This window comes from Streptomyces sp. NPDC056128 (assembly GCF_042263835.1).
GTDB lineage: Bacteria > Actinomycetota > Actinomycetes > Streptomycetales > Streptomycetaceae > Streptomyces.
Genome location: NZ_JBHJVQ010000025.1, coordinates 14703 through 35520, shown reverse-complemented (window position 1 = coordinate 35520; position 20818 = coordinate 14703). Strand labels below are relative to the sequence as shown.

The window sequence follows — 20818 nt, the reverse complement described above, 5'->3', positions numbered from 1 at the left end:
CCCGCCCGGCAACGGAGTTGGGCGGGCTCCCCTCGTCGCGCCCCCGAGCGGGGCGTTGTTACCGTGCCCGGGTGTCTGACTCCTCACGCGATACCGCCGAAGGCGCCGGCTGGGGCTCCGCCGAGCCCGGCGCCTACCGAGACCTCATGCCGCAGCGCACCGAGAAGCTGTCCTGGCTCAACCCGAGAACCCTGTGGGCCGCCCGCAACGGCGTGCTGGCCTCCTGGTTCGGGGACCCCACCGGCCGCACCCGGGCCCGCTGGGTGGCGCAGCGGACGGCGGCCGGGGCGCCCGCCGACAAGGTGATACGGCGGACGGACCCGGACCGGTTCTCGTTCCTCGTCATCGGCGACACCGGAGAGGGCGACGACCCTCAGTACGCCGTCGTGCCCGGCCTGCTGAAGGCCGGTCAGGACACCCGGTTCGCCGTCCTCGCCAGCGACGTGATCTACCCGGTGGGCAGCGCCGACGACTACGGGACGAAGTTCTTCCGCCCGTACCGCGACTACCCGGCGCCGATCTACGCGATACCGGGCAACCACGACTGGTACGAGGACCTGGGCGGCTTCATGCGGGTCTTCTGCGACGACGCGTCGCCCCCGCCGCCCGCTCCGGGGCCCCGTCCGCTCACCCGGGCGTGGCTGCGGTCCCTGCTGTGGCACCGGGCCGACCCGGACGACGGACGGCACCTGGACGAGGCGCGCAAGCTGCGGTCCGCGCCGGAACAGCGGGCCGAACAGCCCGGACCGTACTGGGCGATCGACGCCGGACCGGTGCGGATCATCGGCCTCGACACGGGGCTGCTCGGCACGGTCGACGCCGCGCAGGGCGCCTGGCTGCGCGAGGTGTCCGCGGGACCACGGCCGAAGATCCTGGTGACCGGCTCGCCGCTCTACGTCGACGGCGAGCGGCAGCCGTGCGCCATCGAGGGCGGCGGCACGGTCGACGACATCGTCCGCGACCCGGCCCACCACTACGTCGCGGCGATCGGCGGCGACATCCACAACTACCAGCGCTACCCCGTCGACGTGGATGGCCGCACCATCCAGTACGTCGTCGCGGGCGGCGGCGGTGCGTTCATGCACGCCACCCACACCATCCCGCGCGTCTCCGTGGGCGGCGTCACCGAGGACGACTTCCGCTCCTACCCGCTGCGCGGCGACTCGCTCGCCTTCTACAGCGCGCTGTACGGGCGCCGGCTGCGGATGCGGCGCTTCTTCACGCTCACGGAGGCCGAGGCGACGGCCGTGATCGCCGAACGCCTCGGCATCCGCACGGGCCGAGCCCCCGGTGACGGAGCGCGGGTCACCCGGCGCACCCGGCTGGTGGCCGGGCTGCTCGGCACGGCACGGCGGCCGGAGCACAAGAAGCGGTTCCGGCTGCCGGTGCGCGAGGTCTACACGCAGGTGTTCTCACCGGGTTCGGCGACCTACAGCCCGCCGTTCTTCAAGTGCTTCCTGCGCCTGGACGTCTCCCCGGAGGCGGTGCGGCTGCGCTGCCACGCCGCCACCGGCAACCGGGCGCAGGAGCTGGACCCGCCGGTGGAGGACGAGGTGACGATCCCCCTCGTCTGACGCGAGGGTCACCAGCGGCCCGGTTCGCTGCCGGTGAGGGGCTCGGACGGGGTGCCGTCGACCCCGGCGGGCACGTCGCCGGCGAGCATCACACGGTGCATGGTCCTGGGGTGGTCGAGGTGGGCGTTGTCGCTGGGGGCCAGGTGGATGGTGGCCCGGTTGTCCCAGAAGGCGACGCTGCCCGGCTCCCAGCGGAAGCGGACCGTGTACTCGGGGCGGGTGGCCTGTTCGAGGAGCAGTTCCAGGACCGCGGCGCTCTCCGGCCGGGAGAGTCCGGTGATCTGCTCGACGTAGTAGCCGTTGACGAACAGCACCCGCTCGCCCGTCTCCGGGTGGACGCGGACCAGCGGGTGCACCGTCGCCGTCTGGTGGTCCAGCAGGTGGCGGACGTAGGCGTCGTCGCCGGGCCGGGGCTGGTAGCCGACGCCGAGGCGGTGCTCGGCGCGCAGGGTGTCGGCGAAGGCGCGCATCGGGGCGGACAGTCCGGCGTAGGCGGCGGCGAGGTTCGCCCAGGTGGTGTCGCCGCCGTACGGCGGTACCGTCTCGGCCCGCAGGATCGTGGCGGCCGGCGGGTCGACGCGGGCGCCGTGGTCGCAGTGCCAGCCGCGCAGCAGCGTGTGCCGCCGTCGGCGCAGCCACTCGTCGTGCTCCATGCCGAACCGTCCGCCCAGCTCCAGCCGGTCGGCGGTGGTCTCGATCTCCGGGAAACCGGCCGGTGACGCCTTGCCGCGCCGGGGCAGGACGACCGGCTCGCCGAAGAGGCGCGCGAAGGCGACGTGGCCGGCGTGGTCGAGGCGCTGGTCCCGGAAGAACACCACCTTCCAGCGCAGCACCGCCGCCCGGACCGCGGCGACCTGCGCCGCGTCGAGGCCGGCCGCCAGGTCGACGCCGCGGATCTCGGCGCCGATGTGCCCCGCGACGGGTTTCACCTCGACTTCCCCCGCCGCTGCCGCCGTGCGGTCCGCCGTCGTCCTGTCCGTCGTCATGCGCGCTCCGTTGGTCGGTGTGGTCCGTCCGTTCCGGCTTCGGCACCGATCGTGGCAGACCCGCCCGCGCGCCGTCCGGTTGATCACCGGTCCCCCGGTGGGCGAGGCTGGACGGGCGGCACACCGCCGCGCACAGTCGAGGGAAGGTCCCACGGTGATCAGCATCCCGGCGTACACGCTCAACGACGGCACCACGCTCCCGGCACTGGGCCTCGGCACCTGGCCGATGAAGGACGACGAGGCCGAGCGGGCGGTCCGTACGGCCCTGGAGACGGGGTACCGGCTGATCGACACGGCGACGAACTACCGCAACGAGACCGGCGTCGGCCGCGGGGTGGCCGCCGGCGGGGTCCCCCGCGAGGAGATCGTCGTGACGACCAAGCTGCCCGGCCGGCACCACGGCTACGAGGAGACGCTCGCCTCGTTCGAGGAGTCCCGGGCCCGGCTGGGCCTGGACTACGTCGACCTGTACCTGATCCACTGGCCGCTGCCGCGGGTGGACAAGTACGTCGACTCCTGGAAGGCCATGATCAAGCTCCGCGAGGACGGCCTGGTGCGCTCGGTGGGCGTCTCCAACTTCACCGCGGAGCACATCGAGCGGCTGGAGAAGGAGACGGGTGTCCTGCCGTCCGTCAACCAGATCGAGCTGCACCCGCTGTTCCCGCAGGACGAGCTGCGCGCCTTCCACGAGCGCAAGGGCATCCGCACCGAGAGCTGGAGCCCGCTGGGCCGCGGCAGCGACCTGCTGGACGACCCCGCCGTCGCCGCGGTCGCCGACGCGCACGGGGTGACGCCGGCCCAGGCGGTCCTGCGCTGGCACACCCAGCTGGGCGCGGTGCCCATCCCGAAGTCGGGCGACCCGGCGCGGCAGCGGGCCAACCTGGACGTCTTCGGCTTCGAGCTGGACGCGGACCAGATGCGCGCCGTGGCCGACCGGGCGCACCGGCGGATCGGCGGCGACCCGGAGGTGCACGAGGAGTTCTGACCGGGGTACCCGGTCCCGGTCGGCGACGGTCCCCCGGGAAGGAGCGGCAGGTGGGCGACGCGAACGGGCTGCGGGACTACCGCGGCAAACGGGACTTCGGCCGGACCGGTGAGCCCGCGGGGCGCGGAGCGGCCGCCGAGGGCGGGCGGCCCCGTTTCGTGGTGCAGATCCACGACGCGAGCACCCTGCACTTCGACTTCCGGTTGCAGGTGGGCGACGTACTGAAGTCCTGGTCGGTGCCGAAGGGCCCGCCGGCGGATCCGAGCGACAAGCGGCTCGCGGTGCCGACCGAGGACCATCCGCTGGAGTACGAGGAGTTCGAGGGCGTGATCCCGGCGGGCGAGTACGGGGGCGGCACGGTCATCGTGTGGGACCGCGGCGACTACGAGCCGCTGAGCCACGACCGCCGGGGCCGCCCGGTCGACTTCGCCGAGTCGCTGGCGCACGGCCACGCCAGGTTCCGGCTGCACGGCACGAAGCTGCGCGGGGAGTACGCGCTGACCCGGTTCCGCGGCGGGCCGGACGGTGGCGCGGGCGACGGGGAGGTGGCGTGGCTGCTGGTGCGGACGGCCGGCGGCGGGCGCGGGCACGCCGCGCCGGATCCCCGGCGGGCCCGGTCCGCGCGCACCGGCCGCACGCTCGGCCGGGTCGCGGCCGAGGACGGGTAGGCGGGTGGCGGGTTCCGGCCGCCGGGGCGGGTGCCAGTCGGGTCACCGCGCGGGCAGGGGCTGTTCGGCCCAGATGGTCTTGCCGGTGTCCGTCTGCCGGCTGCCCCAGCGCTGGGTGAGCTGGGCGACCAGCAGCAGGCCCCGGCCGCCCTCGTCGTAGGCGTGGGCCCGGCGCAGGTGGGGTGAGGTGGAACTGGCGTCGGAGACCTCGCAGATGAGCGCGGTGTGGCGGATGAGGCGCAGTTGGATGGGCGGTTCGCCGTAGCGGATGGCGTTGGTGACCAGTTCGCTGACGACGAGTTCGGTGACGAAGGCCGTCTCGTCCAGACCCCACACCGTCAGCTGCTCCATGACGGACCGCCGGGTCGCCGCCACGTGGGCGGGGTCGGGGTGGACGTCCCAGGTGCGGATCCGGTCCTCGCCCAGGGCCCGGGTGCGCGCCAGCAGCAGCGCGACGTCGTCGGCGGGCTCCTCGGGCAGCACGGCCTTGAGCACGCCGTCGCACAGGGCGTCGAGGGAGTGCGCGGGCGCGGCCAGGGCTCGGCACAGTTCCGCCGTGGCGTGGTCGACGTCGCGGTCGCGTTCCCGGTCCTCGACGAGGCCGTCGGTGTAGAGGGCGACGACGGACCCTTCGGGCAGTTCCAGCTCGGTCGCCTCGAAGGGCAGTCCGCCGACGCCGAGCGGCGGGCCGGCACTCACGGGGACGAGCCGCGCGGTGCCGTCGGGCAGCAGGATCGCGGGCGCGGGGTGGCCGGCGGCCGCGAGGGCCAGGCGGCGGGAGACGGGGTCGTAGACGGCGTAGAGGCAGGTGGCGCCGAGTTCGGCGACCTCGCCGCCGTCGTCCGTCTCGCGGACGGCCGCGAGGTGGGTCACGAGGTCGTCGAGGTGGGTGAGGAGTTCGTCGGGCGGCAGGTCGACGTCGGCGAGGGTGCGGACGGCCGTGCACAGGCGACCCATGGTCGCCGTGGACGGGATGCCGTGGCCCACGACGTCGCCGACGACGAGGCCGACGCGGGTGCCGGACAGCGGGATCACGTCGAACCAGTCGCCGCCGATGCCGGCCGCCGACGCGGTGGGGAGATAGCGGTGGGCCACCTCGACCGCCGCCTGGCCGGGCAGGCCCCGGGGCAGCAGGCTGCGCTGGATCGCCAGGGCGGTGGCGCGTTCGCGGGCGAAGCGGCGGGCGTTGTCCACGGAGACGGCGGCCCGGCCGACCAGTTCCTCGGCCAGTACGGCGTCCTCGGTGGCGTACGGCTCCCTGGGCTCGGTCCGGGCGGCGACCGCCACGCCCAGGGTGGTGCCGCGGGCCCGCAGCGGGACGGACAGGAGCGAGCAGACGGCTTCGCGGAACGGCTGGTTGTGCGGGGTCTCGGCCGCGCGCATCCGCATCCAGCGGTCGAAGTCGGGGTCGCCGGGCCCGCTGAGGACGACGCGGCCCTCCCGCATCGCCCGGGCGGGCGGGGCGTAGGGCGGGTAGACCTCGTTTCCGCCCAGGTGCACGGCGGGGGTGGGGAAGCCCTCGGTCGCGGAGGCGTGGGCCACCCGGCGCAGTTCACCGTCCTCTGCGGCCACCGCGACGGGCTCGTCGGTACCGAGGGTCCAGTCGAGCAGGTCGACGGTGGCGAAGCCGGCGAACCGCGGCACGAGCAGACCGACGAGTTCCTCGGCGGTGCGCACGACGTCGAGGGTGCTGCCGACCTCGCCGGCCGCGTTCAGCAAGGCCAGCCGCTCCCGCGCCCGATGCTGTTCGGTGCTCTCCAGCGCGGCCACGGCGACGGCGGTGAGCGCGCCGGACGCGTCGTGGACCGGCCAGATCTCGACGGTCCAGGCGTGCGGGCGGGTGCCGGCGGGGGCCGGCGAGTAGCTCTCGTACTGGACGGGCCGGCCGCGCTCGGCGGCGAGCCGCAGGTGGTGCAGGAAGGTCCCCCGGCCGGTCTCGGTCCGGGCCAGCGTCTCGGGGAGGCTGCGGCCGATCAGTTCCTCGGCGGGGCGGCCCATCATGCGGCACGTGGTGTCGTTGGCGTGCAGGAAGCGCAGCTCGCGGTCGAGGACGGCCATCGACAGGGACGCCTGCTGGACGGCCTCCTCGATCAGGCCGTGCCCCGGGCCTTCGGGGGCGGCCGACACGGCGTGGCCGAGCGGTTCGCCGTCGGCGCCCAGGAGCGGGCAGGAGCGCAGCCGCAGGAGCACGGTGCCGCCGTCCCGGTGCCGGATCTCGGCGGTGCCGGACAGGGTGGCGGAGGGCACGTCCCGCGCGAGCAGCTCCCGCGCGGCGCGTCCCACGACCTCTTCGGCCCGGTACCCCGTGAGCCGCCGCGCGCCGTCGCTCCACCCCGTCACCCTTCCGCGGGCGTCGACGGTCATCGCGGCGGAGACTTCCTCCATCCGTCCAGGATCATCCCTGGACGGAGCGGTATCAACCGGGACGGGGTGTGACCGGCCCCGTCAGGCCCCGTGCGCCCGGAGGGCGGCCAGGGCGCGGTCGGCGTGCGTGTTCATCCTGATCTCGCTGCGCACGACCTCCAGCAGGGTGCGGTCCCGGCCGATCACGAAGGTGACCCGCTTGGTCGGGGCCATGCTGAACCCCCGCTTCACCCCGAACAGCTCGCGGACCTGGCCGTCGGTGTCGGAGAGCAGCGGCATGCCGAGGGTGTGGCGTCCGGTGAATTCCTGCTGCTTCTCGACGGTGTCGCCGCTGACGCCGACGGGGCGGGCGCCGACGGCCGCGAACTCGGCGGCGAGATCGCGGAAGTGACAGGCTTCCGCGGTGCAACCGGTGGTCAGGGCGGCGGGATAGAAGAACAGCACGACCGGGCCGTCGGCGAGCAGCTCGGACAGGCGGCGCGGGGTGCCGGTCTCGTCGGGCAGGGTGAAGTCCTCGACGGTGTCGCCGACGGCGGGGACACGGCTCATGACCGGCCCTCGCTGCCCTTGGCGACACTGCGGGCCCACAGCACCAGCGGCACCTGCACGGGCAGCCGGCCGTAGGCGGCGGCCTTCAGGGGCGCGGGGCGGTGCCGCCAGTCCCAGGCCATCTTGGCGTTGGCGGGGAACACCCCGACGAAGAAGGCGGCCGCGGTCAGCGCGGCCGCCTTGCGGGTGCGCGGGAGGGCGACACCGGCGGCCAGCGCAAGTTCGGCGACGCCACTGGCGTACGTCCACGCCCGGGGCGAGCCGGGCAGGGAGCGCGGCACGATCGCGTCGAAGGTGCGGGGCTGGACGAAATGGGCGACGCCCGCGGTGGCCAGCAGGCCGGCGAGCAGCAGGGGTGAGCGTTCGGACCGGGACACGGTTCCTCCTCTGGGGGCCTGCCGCGCGATATTACTCGACGGTAAGGACCGGGGGCGACCGGCTCGGAGGCGTCGGCGGTCATGGGGAGGACGTCGGCGGGCACGCGCACGGGGCCTGCGGGAACGGCCGGATCCCCCGGCACCACATCTCGGCGACAACCGCCCCGTGAGCGGCCGGATCCCCCGGCGCCCGCACCTCGGCTGCGACCGCCCCGTGAGCGGCCGACCGCGCCTCACACCCGCGACCCCCGCCGCTCCCCCCGCAGCAGCCACGCCAGGTACGCGCCGCCCGCCACGCCGGTGATCACGCCCACCGGGAGCAGGGCGGAGCCGGTGAGGCGTTGGGTGAGGAGGTCCGCGGCGGTCACCAGGAACGCGCCGGTCCAGCCCGCGGACAGGACCCCGGGGCCGGTGGCGCGGGTGATCCGGCGGGCCAGTTGCGGGGCGGCCATCGCCACGAAGGGGATGGGGCCGGCCGCGGCGACGGCCATCGCGGTCAGGCCGGTGCCCGCGCTCAGCAGCACGAGGCGGCTGCGCTCGGGCGGGACGCCGAGCGCGGCGGCCGTGTCGTCGCCCATCTCCAGCATGGTCAGCCGCCGTCCGTACACGAGGACGACCGGGAGCAGGACCACCAGTCCGAGCGCCGCGACGCGTACGTCGGCCCAGTCACGGGCGTTGAGGGAGCCGATCATCCAGGCGGCGGCCTGCGCGGCCTTGCCGATGTCGGCGCGCACGTACAGGAAGCTGGTCGCCGAGCCGAGCACGGCGGAGGCGCCGATCCCGACCAGGACGAGGCGGTAGCCGTGCACGCCCCGGCGCCACGCCAGCAGGTAGACGGCGGCCGCGGTGGCCACGCCGCCGCACACCGCGCCGAACGCCGTCTGTGCCGCTCCGGCGTCGAGGACGATGATCGCGACGAGCGCGCCGGCCGAGGCGCCGTTGCCGAAGCCGATGATGTCGGGGCTGCCCAGCGGATTGCGGGTCAGCGACTGGAACACCGCGCCGGCCGCGCCCATCCCGAAGCCCACCAGCGCCGCGACCAGGGCGCGCGGCAGCCGCAGGTCGAGGACGACGAATCCGGCGCCGGGCGGACCGTCGCCGGTCAGGGTGCGCAGCACCTGGGGCGGGGACAGCTCGTACGTCCCGGTGCCGATGGCCAGCACCATGGCGCTCGCGGTGAGCGCGGCGAGCGCGAGGCAGACCAGCAGGGCCCGGGTGTCGTACCGCAGCGACCAGCGGGGCGTGCGCAGCAGCCCGGGGCGCAGGTCGGCGCGGCGCCGCCCGGTGCGGTCCTGGACGAGGCTCACAGCTGGGCCACCTTCCGCTGCCGTACGAGATGGATGAACAGGAGGCCGCCGAGGAACGCGGTGACCGTGCCGACCTCGATCTCGGACGGCGGCACCACGATCCGGCCGATCACGTCGGAGACGAGCAGCAGTACCGGCGCGTACAGCGCGCAGCAGGGGAACAGCAGGCGCGGGTCGGGCCCGCTGAAGGCGCGGACGGCGTGCGGGATCATCAGGCCGATGAAGCCGATCGGCCCGCACACGGCGGTGGCACCGCCGCACAGCAGCGTGAGGGCGACGACGGAGAGCACCCGCACGCGCCGCACCCGGGTGCCCAGCGCCCGGGCGTGGTCGTCGCCGAGGGCGACGGCGCCGAGCGGCCGGGCCAGGGCGAGGGCGAGCAGCGCCCCGGACACCAGCAGCGGCGCCACGGTGAGCAGGAGTGACGCGTCGCGCTTGGCGAGGGTGCCGACGGACCAGTACCGCATCTCGTCGAGGGTGCTCAGGTGCCACAGGGAGAGTCCGTTGACGTAGCCGAACAGCGCGGCGTTCACGGCGGTGCCGGCCAGCGCGAGCCGCACCGGTGTGGCCCACCGGCCGCCGCCGAGGGCGTGGACGGCGGTGGCGGCGAGGGCCGCTCCGGCGAGCGCGAACCACAGGTAGCCGGTGAACGAGGTGATACCGAGGACGCCGATCGCGGTGACGACGGCGGCGGAGGCCCCCGCGTTCACGCCGAGCAGTCCGGGGTCGGCGAGCGGGTTGCGGGTCAGGGTCTGCATGACCGCGCCGCCCAGCCCGAGGGCGGCTCCGACGGCGGCGCCGATGAGGGTGCGCGGCAGCCGCAGGTCCCGCACGATCGCGTCGTTCTCCGTGCCGGAGGGTGCGAACAGCGCCGACCAGACCTGGTCCGGGGGGATCTGCTTGGCGCCCACGGCCAGGGAGAGAACCCCTGCCGCCGCCAGCAGGACGACGCCGAGGAGCACCCCCGCCGCGAGCGCGAACGCCCTGCGGCGGGGACGGACCGGGGGCGCCGGATTGGCCGGGTTTAGTGCACACGTTCCCAGGGACATGTGCTTAGCTTAGGCTAGCCTTACCTTCGCTGTTGACGATTTCGTTGACAGCACCTCACCCCTGCCTGCCCGCCCACCCCTTGCCTGCCCTGCGACCAAGGGTTCACGGAGAACGCGATGACCACGCTCCCCCGCCCCACCTCCTCCCGCGGCGCCGCCGCGCCGGACGTCCGCCCGGTCCGGGTCACGGGTCCGCGCGTCGCCCGCCTGATGGAGGAGACCGAGGGAGCCGACGAAGCGCGCCGGGCGGCCCTGTCCGCCGCGTTCTGGCGCGAGGCGGAGCACCGAGGTACTCCGCTCGTCGAGGAACTGGACGGCGAACCCGGGCACCGGGCGGTCACGTTCCTGTGGCGGGGCCACCGCGCCACCCGCCAGGTGCTGCTGTTCGGCAACCGCATCACCGACCGCGACCGGCTGGCCGGTTCCCTGCTGGAACGGGTGCCCGGCACCGACGTCTGGCACCTGGGCCTGCGGCTGCGCGCCGACCACCGCGGTTCGTACCGGATGGCCGCCGACATCTCGCTCCGGGCCGCGCCCACGGACCCGGCCGCCCTGCAGCAGCGGCTGCGGTCGCTGTCCGCGCACGCCGCGGCCGACCCGCTCAACGGCCGGATCGTCGCGACCCGTTGGCAGCCGGCCGAGGGCTCGGTCTTCGCGCTGCCCGACGCCCCGGCCGAGCCGTGGGCCGGGCGCCGGGGCACGGTGCCGGCCGGGCGGGTGGAGCGGCACCGGGTACCGGGCCCGGAGCCGGTCGGCGACCGGGACGCCTGGGTCTACCTGCCGCCCGGACACGGGCCCGGCACCGGCACACCGCTGCCGGTGGTGGTGCTGTGCGACGGCGACATGTGGTTCGGGCGGCTCACCCTCGGCGACACGCTGGACGCGCTGATCGCCGACGGCACGCTGCCGCCCCTCGTGGTGGTCGCGCCGGACGCGGTGGACCGGCGCACCCGGTGGCGCGACCTCGGCTGCCGGGAGCCGTTCGTCCGCTACCTCGCGGACGGTCTGCTGCCGTGGGCGGCCGGCCGCTGGCCCCTCACCACCGACCCGGGCCGCACGGTCGTCGCCGGCCAGAGCCTCGGTGCCATGACCGCGCTCTACGCCGGCCTGCTGCGACCCGACCGCTTCGGCAACGTACTCGCCCAGTCGCCGTCCCTGTGGTGGCGCCCCGGTCTGCCGCCGCCGGCCGCGGCGAAACCGGCGGTGCACGGCACCCCGTGGCTCGTCGGCCGCTACGCGTCCGGCACGGCGGCCCCGCTGACGGTCCATCTGGACGTCGGGCTGCACGAGGGCTCCATGGTCGACCACAGCCTCGCCCTGTACGACGCCCTGCGCGCGACGGGCCACCGGGTCACCCACGACGCCTTCAACGGCGGCCACGACTTCGTCTGCTGGCACGGCGCCCTGGCCGCGGGCCTCGCGCGTCTGCTGGGCGGGGGCGGCGCTCCCGCCGCCCCCGCCACGTAACCGCGCCCTTCCACACTCCCCACCTCACCTGTCCCGCCGGTCTTCCGGTCGTTTCGCAACAAGGAGTCCTCTTCTCATGTCGTCGTTCGCACGTGCCTCCCGCAGAACCGTCGTGTCGTCCGCCGTCGCCGTCGTGACGGGAGCGCTGCTCCTGACCGGCTGCGGTGACGGGGACGGCGGCGGCGACAGCGCGGGCGGCCAGGCGTCGGGCACCCGTCAGGTCACCGACGCCACCGGCCGCGCGGTCGAGGTGCCGACCGCGCCGAAGAAGGTCGTCACGCTGAGCGAGCCCACCCTCGACGCGGCCCTCGCGCTCGGTGTCGAGCCGGTCGGCGCGACCGCCGGACGCGGTCAGCAGGGCGTCTCCACCTACCTGGCCGACAAGGCCGGTAAGGCCGAGGTGGTCGCCACCGTCGCCGAGGCCGACATGGAGAAGCTCGCCGCGCTCCAGCCCGACCTGATCCTGCTCGACGAGACCACGGGGGCGAAGAAGGAGGTCTCCAAGCTGGAGTCGATCGCCCCGACCGTGGTCACCGCCAAGCTCAACGAGGACTGGAAGAAGGCCTTCACCGCCACCGCCGACGCGCTGAACCGGAAGGCCGAGGCCGAGAAGGTGCTCAGCGGCTTCGACGCCGACGTGGCCGCCGCCAAGGGCGGGCTGGGCGCCAACTCCGGCGCTGTCGTGAGCGTGGTGCGCTGGCAGAACAAGGCGCCGTCCGTGGTGGGCCGGGGCGTGGGCCACGTGGGCGCCACCATCACCGCGCTCGGACTGGACCGGCCCGAGGACCAGCAGGGCGTCGGCACCGGCCACAGCGAGCCGGTCAGCCTGGAGAAGCTGTCCACGATCGACGGCGACTGGCTGTTCCTCGGCACCCTCGGGGACGCGGCCGACGGCGAGAAGGCGTACGCCGAGGCGAAGCGGGTGCCCAATTTCGGCCGGCTAAAGGCCGAGCGGGCGGGCCACGTCGTCGTGGTCCAGGGCTCCGCGTGGAACAGCGCCGGCGGCCCGCTGGCGGCGCGGATCGTCCTGGACGACCTGACCAAGGCGCTCGCCTCGTGACCGCCGGCCTCGACGGCCGGCTCGCCCTGGTCACCGGGGCGGGCCGGGGCATCGGCGCGGCCGTCGTCACGGCGCTCGTCGCACAGGGCGCCCGCGTCCTCGCCACCGACCGCACGGCCGAGGACGTGACGGTGCTCGCCGCCGAGCACGGCGAGGACCGGGTCACCGCCCGCCCGCTCGACGTCACCGACGCGGACGCCGTCCAGAGCCTGGTCGACGACGCCGAGCGCGCCCTCGGCCCCCTGGACGTCGCCGTCAACGTGGCCGGGATCCTGCGCCCGTCCGACGTCGTGGACCTCACCGACGAGGACTGGGCGGCCACCTTCGCCGTCAACTCCACCGGCGTCTTCCACGTCTCGCGCGCCGTCGCCCGCCCGATGACCGGACGCCGACGCGGCAGCATCGTCACCGTCGCCTCCAACGCGGCCGGTGTCCCCAGGGCCGGCCTCGCCGCCTACGCCGCGTCCAAGGCCGCCGCCGTGATGTTCACCAAGTGCCTCGGTCTGGAGGTGGCCGGACGGGGCGTGCGCTGCAACACCGTCTCCCCCGGCTCCACCCTCACCGACATGCAACGCGCCCTGTGGACACCGGGTGAGGAGACGGCCTCGGCCCGCCGTGTCGTCGACGGCGACCTCGCCACGTACCGCACCGGGATCCCGCTGGGCCGGATCGCCGACCCTGCGGACATCGCCGACGCCGTCGTCTTCCTGGCCTCCGACCGCGCACGGCACATCACGATGCACGACCTGTACGTCGACGGCGGCGCCACCCTGCGGGCCTGACCCGCCGCGCGGGATCGCTCACGCCACCCCACTGGAGACAGCCATGTCCCTTTCCCTGCACGCACCCCTGCCCCCCGCGGCGCCGGCCGGACTCGGTGCCGCGACCGCCCTCCTGGAGTCCTACCGCCCCGCCACCGACCGCTTCCTCGCCACCCCGAGCCGCACGCTGCTCGGCCGCGGCACCGCCGCCGCGATACCCCACGACTCCCGCCCGGCGGCCGTCCGCGTGCGCGAGGTGCTGGGCGCCCCGCGCCGCCCCGGCGCCCCCGCACCCGTCGTCGTCGGCGCGCTCCCCTTCGCCCCCGACGCCCCGGCCGCGCTGGCCGTACCCGAGACCGTGCGCTGGGCACCCCCGCTGCGCGAGGACCCGCTGATCGCCCTGCCGGTCCCCCACGACGCGGACCGCCCGCAGTGGGCGCTGCGGGAGGTGCCGGCGCCGGAGCGGTACGGGGAGGCGGTCGCGGCGGCGGTCGCGCGGATGCGGGCCGGGGAGCTGGACAAGGTCGTCCTCGCCCGCACCCTGGAGCTGACCTCGGCGGGCGAGCCGGACCTGGCGGCGATGCTGCGCCGCCTGGCCCGCACCGACCCGGCCGGCTACACGTTCGCCGTGCCGAGCGGCGCCGGCCGCACCCTGGTCGGCGCCAGCCCCGAACTGCTCGTCGCCCGGCGGGGCGGCAGGCTCACCGCCAACCCCCTGGCGGGCTCGGCTCCCCGCGCCGACGACCTGGCCGAGGACGTGCAGCGGGCGGTCGCCCTGCTGGAGTCGGCGAAGGACCTGCACGAGCACGCCGTCGTCGTGGCCGCCGTACGGGAGGCGCTGGCGCCGTTCTGCGCCCGGCTGGAGGTGCCGGAGCGGCCCACGCTGGTGCGGACCGCCGCCATGTGGCACCTGTCGACCACGGTCACCGGCGAGTTGGCGGACCCGGCCACGACCGCCCTGGACCTGGCCTCCGCGCTGCATCCGACGCCCGCCGTGTGCGGGACGCCGACGGAGGTGGCACGGGCCGTCATCGCGGAGTCGGAGCCCTTCGACCGGGGCGCCTACACCGGCATGGTCGGCTGGCAGGACGCCGACGGCGACGGCGAGTGGGTCGTGACGATCCGCTGTGCCGAGGCCGAGGGCCGGGCGCTGCGGCTGTTCGCCGGCGCCGGTGTCGTGGCCGCCTCCACCCCGGAGGCCGAGACGGCGGAGACCGCCGCCAAGTTCCGCACGTTCCTGCACGCGGTGGGAGCGGCGCTGTGACCCTCACCCCCGGCGTGGACGCGCCCACCTGGCCGGCCGACCTCGCCGCCCGCTACCGCGCCGCCGGCCACTGGCGCGGGGAGACCTTCGGCGGCATGCTGCGCGAGCGCGCCGCCGCCCACCCCGACCGGACCGCGCTGGTCGACCCGGCCCCCGAACGCCGTACCTGGACCTACCGGGAGCTGGACGAGCGCGCCGACCGGCTGGCCGCCGGGTTCCTCGCGCGCGGCATCACCAAGGGCGACCGGGTCGTCGTGCAGCTGCCCAACGTCGGGGAGTTCGTGGAGGTGGTCTTCGCCCTGTTCCGCGTCGGCGCGCTGCCGGTGTACGCGCTGCCCGCGCACCGGGACACGGAGATCGCGCACTTCTGCTCCTTCACCGAGGCCGTCGCGTACGTCGTCCCGGACCGGCACGCGGGCTACGACCACCGTGAACTCGCCGTCCGGACCTGGAAGGACACGCCGGGCCTGAAGCACGTGTTCGTGGCCGGCGACCCCGGCGGGCACCCCGGACTGACCGCGCTGTCCGAGGTGCCGTGCGAGCCGTCCGCGCCGTTCGACGGGCCCGAGCCGCACGAGCTGGCGTTCCTCCAGCTGTCGGGCGGGACGACGGGCGTGTCCAAGCTGATCCCGCGCACCCACGACGACTACCTGTACTCGCTGCGGGGCTCCAACGAGATCTGCGGCGTCGACGCGGACACCCGTTTCCTCGTCGTCCTGCCGGCCGCCCACAACTTCCCCATGAGCTCGCCCGGCTGGCTGGGCGTCCTGTACGCGGGCGGCACGGCCGTACTGTGCCCGAAGCCCGACCCGGACACCGCCTTTCCGCTCGTCGACCGGGAGCGGATCACGATGACGGGCCTGGTGCCGCCGCTGGCCCTGGTGTGGACGCAGGCCGCGACCGAGACCGCGCACGACCTCTCCAGTCTGCGGCTGGCGCTCGTCGGCGGGGCGAAGTTCAGCGAGCAGGCGGCCCGCCGCCTGGAACCGGCGCTGGGCTGCCGGCTGATGCAGGTCTTCGGGATGGCCGAGGGCCTGGTCAACTACACGCGACTGGACGACGACACCGAGACGGTCGTCACCACGCAGGGGCGGCCGATCTCGCCCGACGACGAGATCCGCGTCGTCGACGACGCCGGCGACGACGTCCCCGACGGGGAGTTCGGGCAGCTGCTCACCCGCGGCCCGTACACGATCCGCGGCTACTGGCGGGCCCCGGAGCACAACCGGCACGCCTTCACGGAGGACGGCTTCTACCGCACCGGTGACATCGTGCGGCGCACGCCGACCGGGCACCTGGTGGTGGAGGGCCGGGCCAAGGACCAGATCAACCGCGGTGGCGAGAAGATCGCGCCGGAGGAGGTCGAGAACCTCATCCTCGCCCACCCGTCCGTGCACGACGTGTCGGTGGTCGCCGTCCCCGACGCGTACCTGGGCGAACGCTCCCTGGCCTACGTGATCCTGCGCGAGGGCGCCGAGCCGCTGAAGCCGGTGGCCGTCAAGCGGTTCGTGCGCGAGCGCGGCATCGCCGCCTACAAGGTCCCCGATCTCGTCGAGTTCGTCGACGCCTTCCCGCAGACCGGCGTCGGCAAGGTCAGCAAGAAGCACCTGCGTTCCGCCGCCGGCCCGTCCTGACGCGGCCCGCGTCCCGTACCGAGAGGTCATTTCCCCCATGGCACTGCCCGCCATCGCCCCCTATCCGCTCCCGGCGCCGGACGAGCTGCCCGCGAACCGCGTGTCCTGGACCGTGGACCCGGCCCGTGCCGTGCTGCTCGTGCACGACCTCCAGCAGCACTTCCTGTCCGCGTTCCCGCCCGGCGAACAGCCCCTGACCGGCATGCTCGCCAACACGGCCCGCGTGCTGAAGGAGTACCGCCGCCTGGGTGTGCCGGTCGTGCACTCCGCGCAGCGCGGCGGCCAGACGCCCGAGGAGCGCGGCCTCCAGCTCGACTTCTGGGGGCCGGGCGCCCCCGACGACCCCGCGGGACTGGCCGCGCCCGACGCGGTGGCCCCGGAGCCCGGGGAGACCGTGCTGACGAAGTGGAAGTACAGCGCCTTCGTGCGCACGGAACTGGCGGAGCTGCTGCGCGCCTCGGGCCGCGACCAGCTCGTGGTCGTCGGCGTGTACGCGCACATCGGCGTGCTGATGACCGCGGCCGACGCCTGGCAGCGGGACATCCGCGCCTTCGTCGTCGCCGACGCCGTCGCCGACTTCTCCCGCGCGGACCACGACATGGCGCTGCGCTGGGCCGCCGGCCGCTGCGCGGTCGTCACCACCACCGACACGCTCCTTCAGGAGGTCTGAACCATGGCGCTCACCGCCGAGCGGATCCGCGCGGACGTCGCCGACTGCCTGGGCGAGGACCCCGCGGACATACCCGTCGACGAGAACCTGATCGACTACGGCCTGGACTCGGTGCGCATCATGACCCTCCTGGAGGGCTGGCGCCGCGAGCACGGCGTCACGGCGGGCTTCGCGGACCTCGCGGAGCGGCCGGCCATCGAGGCGTGGGCACCGCTGCTGGGGGCGGCATGACCGCCGGCACGACCGTTCTGCCGCTGACGTCGGCGCAGGCGGGCATGTGGTTCGCGCAGGCGCTGGACCCGCTCAGCCCCGCGCAGAACACCGCCGAGTGCCTGGAGATCGGCGGGCCGCTCGACCCGGAGCTGTTCGCCACCGCTCTGCGCCGGGTGACCGCCGAGACCGAGGCGCTGCGCGTCGTCCGCGTCGAGGACACGCCGGACGGGCCTCGTCAGTTCGTCGCCGGGGCGGTCGAACCGCCGCTGACCGTGCGGGAGACGGGCGACGCGGGCGAGGCCGAGGCGTGGATGCGTGCGGACCTGGCCGAGCCGTTCGACCTGGCGGCGGGGCCGCTGTTCCGGCACGCCCTGTTCCGCCTCGGACCGGACCGCTGGCTGTGGTACCAGCGCATCCACCACCTCGTCATGGACGGTTACGGCTACTCGCTCCTCGTGCGCCGCACCGCCGAGGTCTACTCGGCGCTCGCCCGCGGCGAGGACCCCGTCCCGTGCTCCTTCGGCACCCTCGCCGACCTGGTCGCGGACGACGCCGCCTACCGCGCCTCACCGGCCTTCGAGGCCGACCGCGCCCACTGGGCCGAGGCGTTCGCCGACCGCCCGGAGGCACCGCGGCTCGCGGGACGCGGCGCGCTGCCGTCCCGCGCCTTCCTGCGCCGCACCGCCCAGCTGCCGCCCGGCACCACGCGGCGTCTGCGGGACCTCGCCGCACGCTTGCGGGCCACCTGGCCGGACGTGCTGATCGCCGCCCAGGCCCTCTGCGTCTCCCGGGCCACCGGACGGTCGGACGTGGTGCTGGGCCTGCTGATGATGGGCCGCATGGGCTCGGCGTCGCTGCGCGTGCCCGGCATGGTGATGAACGTGCTGCCGCTGCGGCTCCCGGTCTCCCCCGAGGCGACCTTCGCCGAGCTGGTGCGGCAGGTGGTGCTCGGCATCCGCGAGGTGCGCCGGCACCAGCGCTACCGCTACGAGGACATCCGCCGCGACCTCGGCCTGCTCGGCGAGAGCCGCGCCCTGGTCGGCCCGCTCGTCAACATCATGCCGTTCGACTACGGCGTGGACTTCGCGGGCGCCCCGGCCCGGGCCCGGAACCTGTCCGCGGGCCCGGTCGACGACCTGACCGTCAACGTGTACGACCGCGCCGACGGCCGCGGCCTGCGCATCGACCACGACGCCAACCCGGCCCTGTACGACGACGCCGCCCTCGCCGCCCACCAGGACCGCTTCCTTCACCTGGTGGACCGGCTCACCGGCACGGACCCGCACCTGCCCCTGGCCGGGCACGACATCGCCACCCCGGCCGAACGGGCGCTGGTCCTGGAGGAGTTCAACCGCACGGGGCGGGACCTGCCGCCGACCACGCTCGTCGGACCGATCGAGGCGCGGGCCGCGCGCACCCCGGACGCGGTCGCGCTGGTGCACGGCGACACCGCGCTGACGTACGCGGAGCTGAACCTCCGCGCCAACCGCCTGGCCCGGCACCTGGCGTCCCTCGGCGCCCGGCCCGGTGCCGTGGTCGCGGTGTCGGTGCCGCGCTCGGTCGACCTGGTCGTGACGCTGCTCGCGGTGCTGAAGTCGGGGGCCGCCTTTCTGCCGCTGGACCCGGACTACCCGGCGCCGCGCCTGACGTACATGCTCCGGGACGCGGCACCCGTCTGCGCCGTGACCGACCGGGCCGGTCGCCTCCCGGACGACGCGGGCACCGAGGTGGTGGTGCTGGACGGCCTCGACGTGTCGGCGTACGGGTGGACGGACCCGCCGCGCGCCCTCACGCCCGCGCATCCGGCGTACGTGATCTACACGTCCGGTTCGACGGGCCGTCCCAAGGGCGTCGTCGTGTCGCACCGGGCGATCGACAACCGGCTGCGGTGGATGCAGCACGCGTACGGGCTCACCGCGGCGGACCGGGTGCTCCAGAAGACGCCGTCGTCGTTCGACGTGTCGGTGTGGGAGTTCTTCTGGCCGCTGCGCCAGGGCGCCACCCTGGTCGTCGCCGATCCGGGCGGGCACCGGGACCCGGTGTACCTGGCCCGGCTGATCCGCGAACAGGCGGTCACCACCTGCCACTTCGTGCCGTCCATGCTCCAGGTGTTCCTGGCGGCGCCCGAGGCGCGGACCTGCGGGGACGTGCTGCGCAGGGTGTTCTGCAGCGGCGAGGCGCTGACCCGCGAGACCGCGCGGAGCTTCGCCCGCACCCTGCCGGGCGTCGGCCTGCACAACCTGTACGGGCCCACGGAGGCCGCCGTCGACGTCACCCACCACACCTGCGACCCGGCGGACCGGGGCCCGGTGCCGATCGGCCGTCCGGTGTGGAACACCCGCCTGTACGTGCTGGACGCGGCGCTGCGACCCTGCCCGCCCGGGGTGCCGGGAGAGCTGTGTCTGGCGGGCGTGCAGCTGGCCGACGGCTATCTCGGCCGGGCGGAGCTGACGGCGTCCCGGTTCGTCGCCGACCCGTTCGGTCCGGCGGGCGGCCGGATGTACCGGACCGGCGACCTGGCGCGCTGGACCGCGGGCGGCGAGGTCGAGTACCTCGGCCGCACCGACCACCAGGTCAAACTGCGCGGACAGCGCGTCGAACTCGGCGAGGTCGAGGCGGCGCTCACCGCCCGGCCCGGCGTCGACGGCGCCTGCGCGGTGGTCCGGGAGGACCGCCTCGTCGGCTACGTGACCGGCGACGCCGACCCGGCGGACGTACGGGCGGCACTGGCGCGGGAGTTGCCGGAGCATCTGGTCCCGGCGGTCGTCGTGCCGCTCGCCGCGTTCCCGCTCTCCCCCAGCGGCAAGCTCGAACGCCGGGAGCTGCCGGCCCCGGTCTTCGCCGGCGGGTCGGGCGCACGGGCTCCGGCGTCCGCCCGCGAGGAGGCGCTGACCCGGCTGTTCGGCGAGGTCCTCGACGTGTCGGGGGCGGGCCCCGACGACGCCTTCTTCGACCTGGGCGGCACCTCGCTGCTCGCGGTACGCCTGGTGGCGCGGATACGGGAGGAGTTCGGGACGGAGCTGACCATCGGCTCGCTCTTCGAGGCGCCGACGCCCACCGCGCTCGCCGCCCGCCTGCACACGGCCGCACCGGCCGCCGACGACGCGCTGGGCGTCGTACTGCCGCTGCGCACCGAGGGCGAGCGGACACCGCTGTTCGCCATCCACCCGGCGGGCGGCCTCGCCTGGTGCTACGCCGGGCTGACGGCGCGGCTGGGGCCGCAGCAGCCCGTGTACGGCATCCAGGCGCGCGGCCTGAGCGGCGACGAGCGGCTGCCGCGCTCCCTCCAGGAGGAGGCGGAGGACTACGCCCGGCAGATCCGCCGGGTCCAGCCGCACGGCCCGTACCGCCTGCTGGGCTGGTCGGTCGGCGGGGTCCTCGCGCACACCGTGGCCGTGCTGCTGCGGCGGGCGGGCGAGGAGGTCGGGCTGCTGGCGCTGCTCGACGCGTTCCCCTCCGAGCAGTGGCGGGAGCGGCCCGCGCCCGAGGAGGGCGACGCGCTGACCGCGGTGCTGCGCATGGCGGGCTTCGACCGCACCGGTGAACGCGACCGCGCGGACGTGCTGGCCACGCTGCGCCGGGCGGGCAGCCCCCTCGCCGGGCTCCCCGACCGCGCCCTGTCCCGGATCGTCGACATCGTCCCCAACCACGCCCGCATGATGCGCGAGCACGAGCACGCCGCCTACGACGGCGACGTGCTGTTCTTCACCGCCGCCGCGCCACGCGCGGAGGACTGGCTGACCCGGGAGGCGTGGCGCCCGTACGTGCGCGGCGCACTCGTCAACCACGACCTGGACTGCACCCATCCGCAGCTCATGCGGGACCGGTACCTCGACGACATCGCGACGGTGCTCGCGGCGCGTCTCAAGGAACTGGACGGGTGAGCGGCG

Annotated in this window: 17 protein-coding genes; 11 read left to right on the top strand and 6 right to left on the bottom strand. The window is 75.1% G+C overall.

Going from position 1 to position 20818, the window contains the following annotated elements; genetic code table 11:
• Window positions 1-71: 71 nt before the first annotated feature.
• Window positions 72-1574 (top strand): metallophosphoesterase family protein, encoded by a 1503-nt coding sequence (locus tag ACFC1X_RS31135; protein ID WP_376359961.1) that lies wholly within the window; start codon window positions 72-74, stop codon window positions 1572-1574.
• Between the two features lie 8 nt (window positions 1575-1582).
• Here ACFC1X_RS31135 and ACFC1X_RS31130 read toward each other — a convergent pair whose 3' ends face one another.
• Entirely contained in the window at window positions 1583-2560 is a 978-nt protein-coding gene (locus ACFC1X_RS31130; RefSeq protein WP_376359959.1) for a TauD/TfdA dioxygenase family protein, read from the bottom strand.
• A 154-nt stretch (window positions 2561-2714) separates the two neighbouring features.
• Here ACFC1X_RS31130 and ACFC1X_RS31125 point away from each other — a divergent pair, with 154 nt between their 5' ends.
• Both ACFC1X_RS31125 and ACFC1X_RS31120 read left to right on the top strand, forming a co-directional pair.
• Window positions 2715-3545, top strand: coding sequence for an aldo/keto reductase (locus ACFC1X_RS31125; protein WP_376359956.1), 831 nt, complete (start codon window positions 2715-2717; stop codon window positions 3543-3545).
• Window positions 3546-3595: 50 nt separating this feature from the next.
• Window positions 3596-4213, top strand: a complete 618-nt coding sequence (locus ACFC1X_RS31120) for a DNA polymerase ligase N-terminal domain-containing protein (RefSeq protein WP_376359953.1) — start codon at window positions 3596-3598, stop codon at window positions 4211-4213.
• Window positions 4214-4255: 42 nt separating this feature from the next.
• Here the strand turns inward: ACFC1X_RS31120 and ACFC1X_RS31115 are convergent, their stop codons facing one another.
• From ACFC1X_RS31115 to ACFC1X_RS31095, 5 genes are all read right to left on the bottom strand, one after another.
• The gene (locus tag ACFC1X_RS31115) at window positions 4256-6598 is read right to left on the bottom strand and encodes a SpoIIE family protein phosphatase (RefSeq protein ID WP_376359950.1); all 2343 of its coding nucleotides are present in this window, start codon (window positions 6596-6598) and stop codon (window positions 4256-4258) included.
• 60 nt (window positions 6599-6658) lie between these two features.
• On the bottom strand, window positions 6659-7126 hold the full coding sequence (locus ACFC1X_RS31110; protein ID WP_376359947.1) for a peroxiredoxin: 468 nt from the start codon (window positions 7124-7126) through the stop codon (window positions 6659-6661).
• On the bottom strand, window positions 7123-7503 hold the full coding sequence (locus tag ACFC1X_RS31105) for a DoxX family protein (RefSeq protein WP_376359945.1): 381 nt from the start codon (window positions 7501-7503) through the stop codon (window positions 7123-7125). The genes ACFC1X_RS31110 and ACFC1X_RS31105 overlap by 4 nt, the downstream gene beginning before the upstream one ends.
• A gap of 233 nt (window positions 7504-7736) precedes the next feature.
• Complete coding sequence (locus tag ACFC1X_RS31100) at window positions 7737-8810, bottom strand: FecCD family ABC transporter permease (RefSeq protein WP_376359942.1); 1074 nt, start codon at window positions 8808-8810, stop codon at window positions 7737-7739.
• Window positions 8807-9859, bottom strand: a complete 1053-nt coding sequence (locus tag ACFC1X_RS31095) for a FecCD family ABC transporter permease (RefSeq protein WP_376359939.1) — start codon at window positions 9857-9859, stop codon at window positions 8807-8809. Before ACFC1X_RS31095 ends, ACFC1X_RS31100 begins: the two co-directional genes overlap by 4 nt.
• A 117-nt stretch (window positions 9860-9976) precedes the next feature.
• Between ACFC1X_RS31095 and fes the strand changes: the two genes are divergently transcribed.
• The 8 genes from fes to ACFC1X_RS31055 all read left to right on the top strand — a co-directional run bounded on the left by fes (window position 9977) and on the right by ACFC1X_RS31055 (window position 20812).
• Window positions 9977-11326 (top strand): enterochelin esterase, encoded by a 1350-nt coding sequence (gene fes, locus ACFC1X_RS31090; protein WP_376359937.1) that lies wholly within the window; start codon window positions 9977-9979, stop codon window positions 11324-11326.
• Window positions 11327-11402: 76 nt separating this feature from the next.
• Window positions 11403-12386, top strand: a complete 984-nt coding sequence (locus ACFC1X_RS31085) for an ABC transporter substrate-binding protein (RefSeq protein WP_376359934.1) — start codon at window positions 11403-11405, stop codon at window positions 12384-12386.
• Complete coding sequence (locus ACFC1X_RS31080) at window positions 12383-13168, top strand: 2,3-dihydro-2,3-dihydroxybenzoate dehydrogenase (RefSeq protein ID WP_376359931.1); 786 nt, start codon at window positions 12383-12385, stop codon at window positions 13166-13168. Before ACFC1X_RS31085 ends, ACFC1X_RS31080 begins: the two co-directional genes overlap by 4 nt.
• A gap of 43 nt (window positions 13169-13211) precedes the next feature.
• Window positions 13212-14411 carry an isochorismate synthase gene (locus ACFC1X_RS31075; RefSeq protein ID WP_376359929.1) on the top strand — a complete coding sequence of 400 codons (1200 nt, stop codon included), beginning with the start codon at window positions 13212-13214 and terminating at the stop codon, window positions 14409-14411.
• Window positions 14408-16045: a (2,3-dihydroxybenzoyl)adenylate synthase gene (locus ACFC1X_RS31070; RefSeq protein ID WP_376359926.1), complete on the top strand. Its 1638-nt coding sequence runs from the start codon at window positions 14408-14410 to the stop codon at window positions 16043-16045. The genes ACFC1X_RS31075 and ACFC1X_RS31070 overlap by 4 nt, the downstream gene beginning before the upstream one ends.
• Before the next feature lie 37 nt (window positions 16046-16082).
• Window positions 16083-16715 carry an isochorismatase family protein gene (locus tag ACFC1X_RS31065; protein WP_376359923.1) on the top strand — a complete coding sequence of 211 codons (633 nt, stop codon included), beginning with the start codon at window positions 16083-16085 and terminating at the stop codon, window positions 16713-16715.
• 3 nt (window positions 16716-16718) lie between these two features.
• Window positions 16719-16946: a phosphopantetheine-binding protein gene (locus ACFC1X_RS31060; RefSeq protein ID WP_376359920.1), complete on the top strand. Its 228-nt coding sequence runs from the start codon at window positions 16719-16721 to the stop codon at window positions 16944-16946.
• Window positions 16943-20812, top strand: a complete 3870-nt coding sequence (locus ACFC1X_RS31055) for an amino acid adenylation domain-containing protein (RefSeq protein ID WP_376359917.1) — start codon at window positions 16943-16945, stop codon at window positions 20810-20812. Before ACFC1X_RS31060 ends, ACFC1X_RS31055 begins: the two co-directional genes overlap by 4 nt.
• Window positions 20813-20818: the final 6 nt, after the last annotated feature.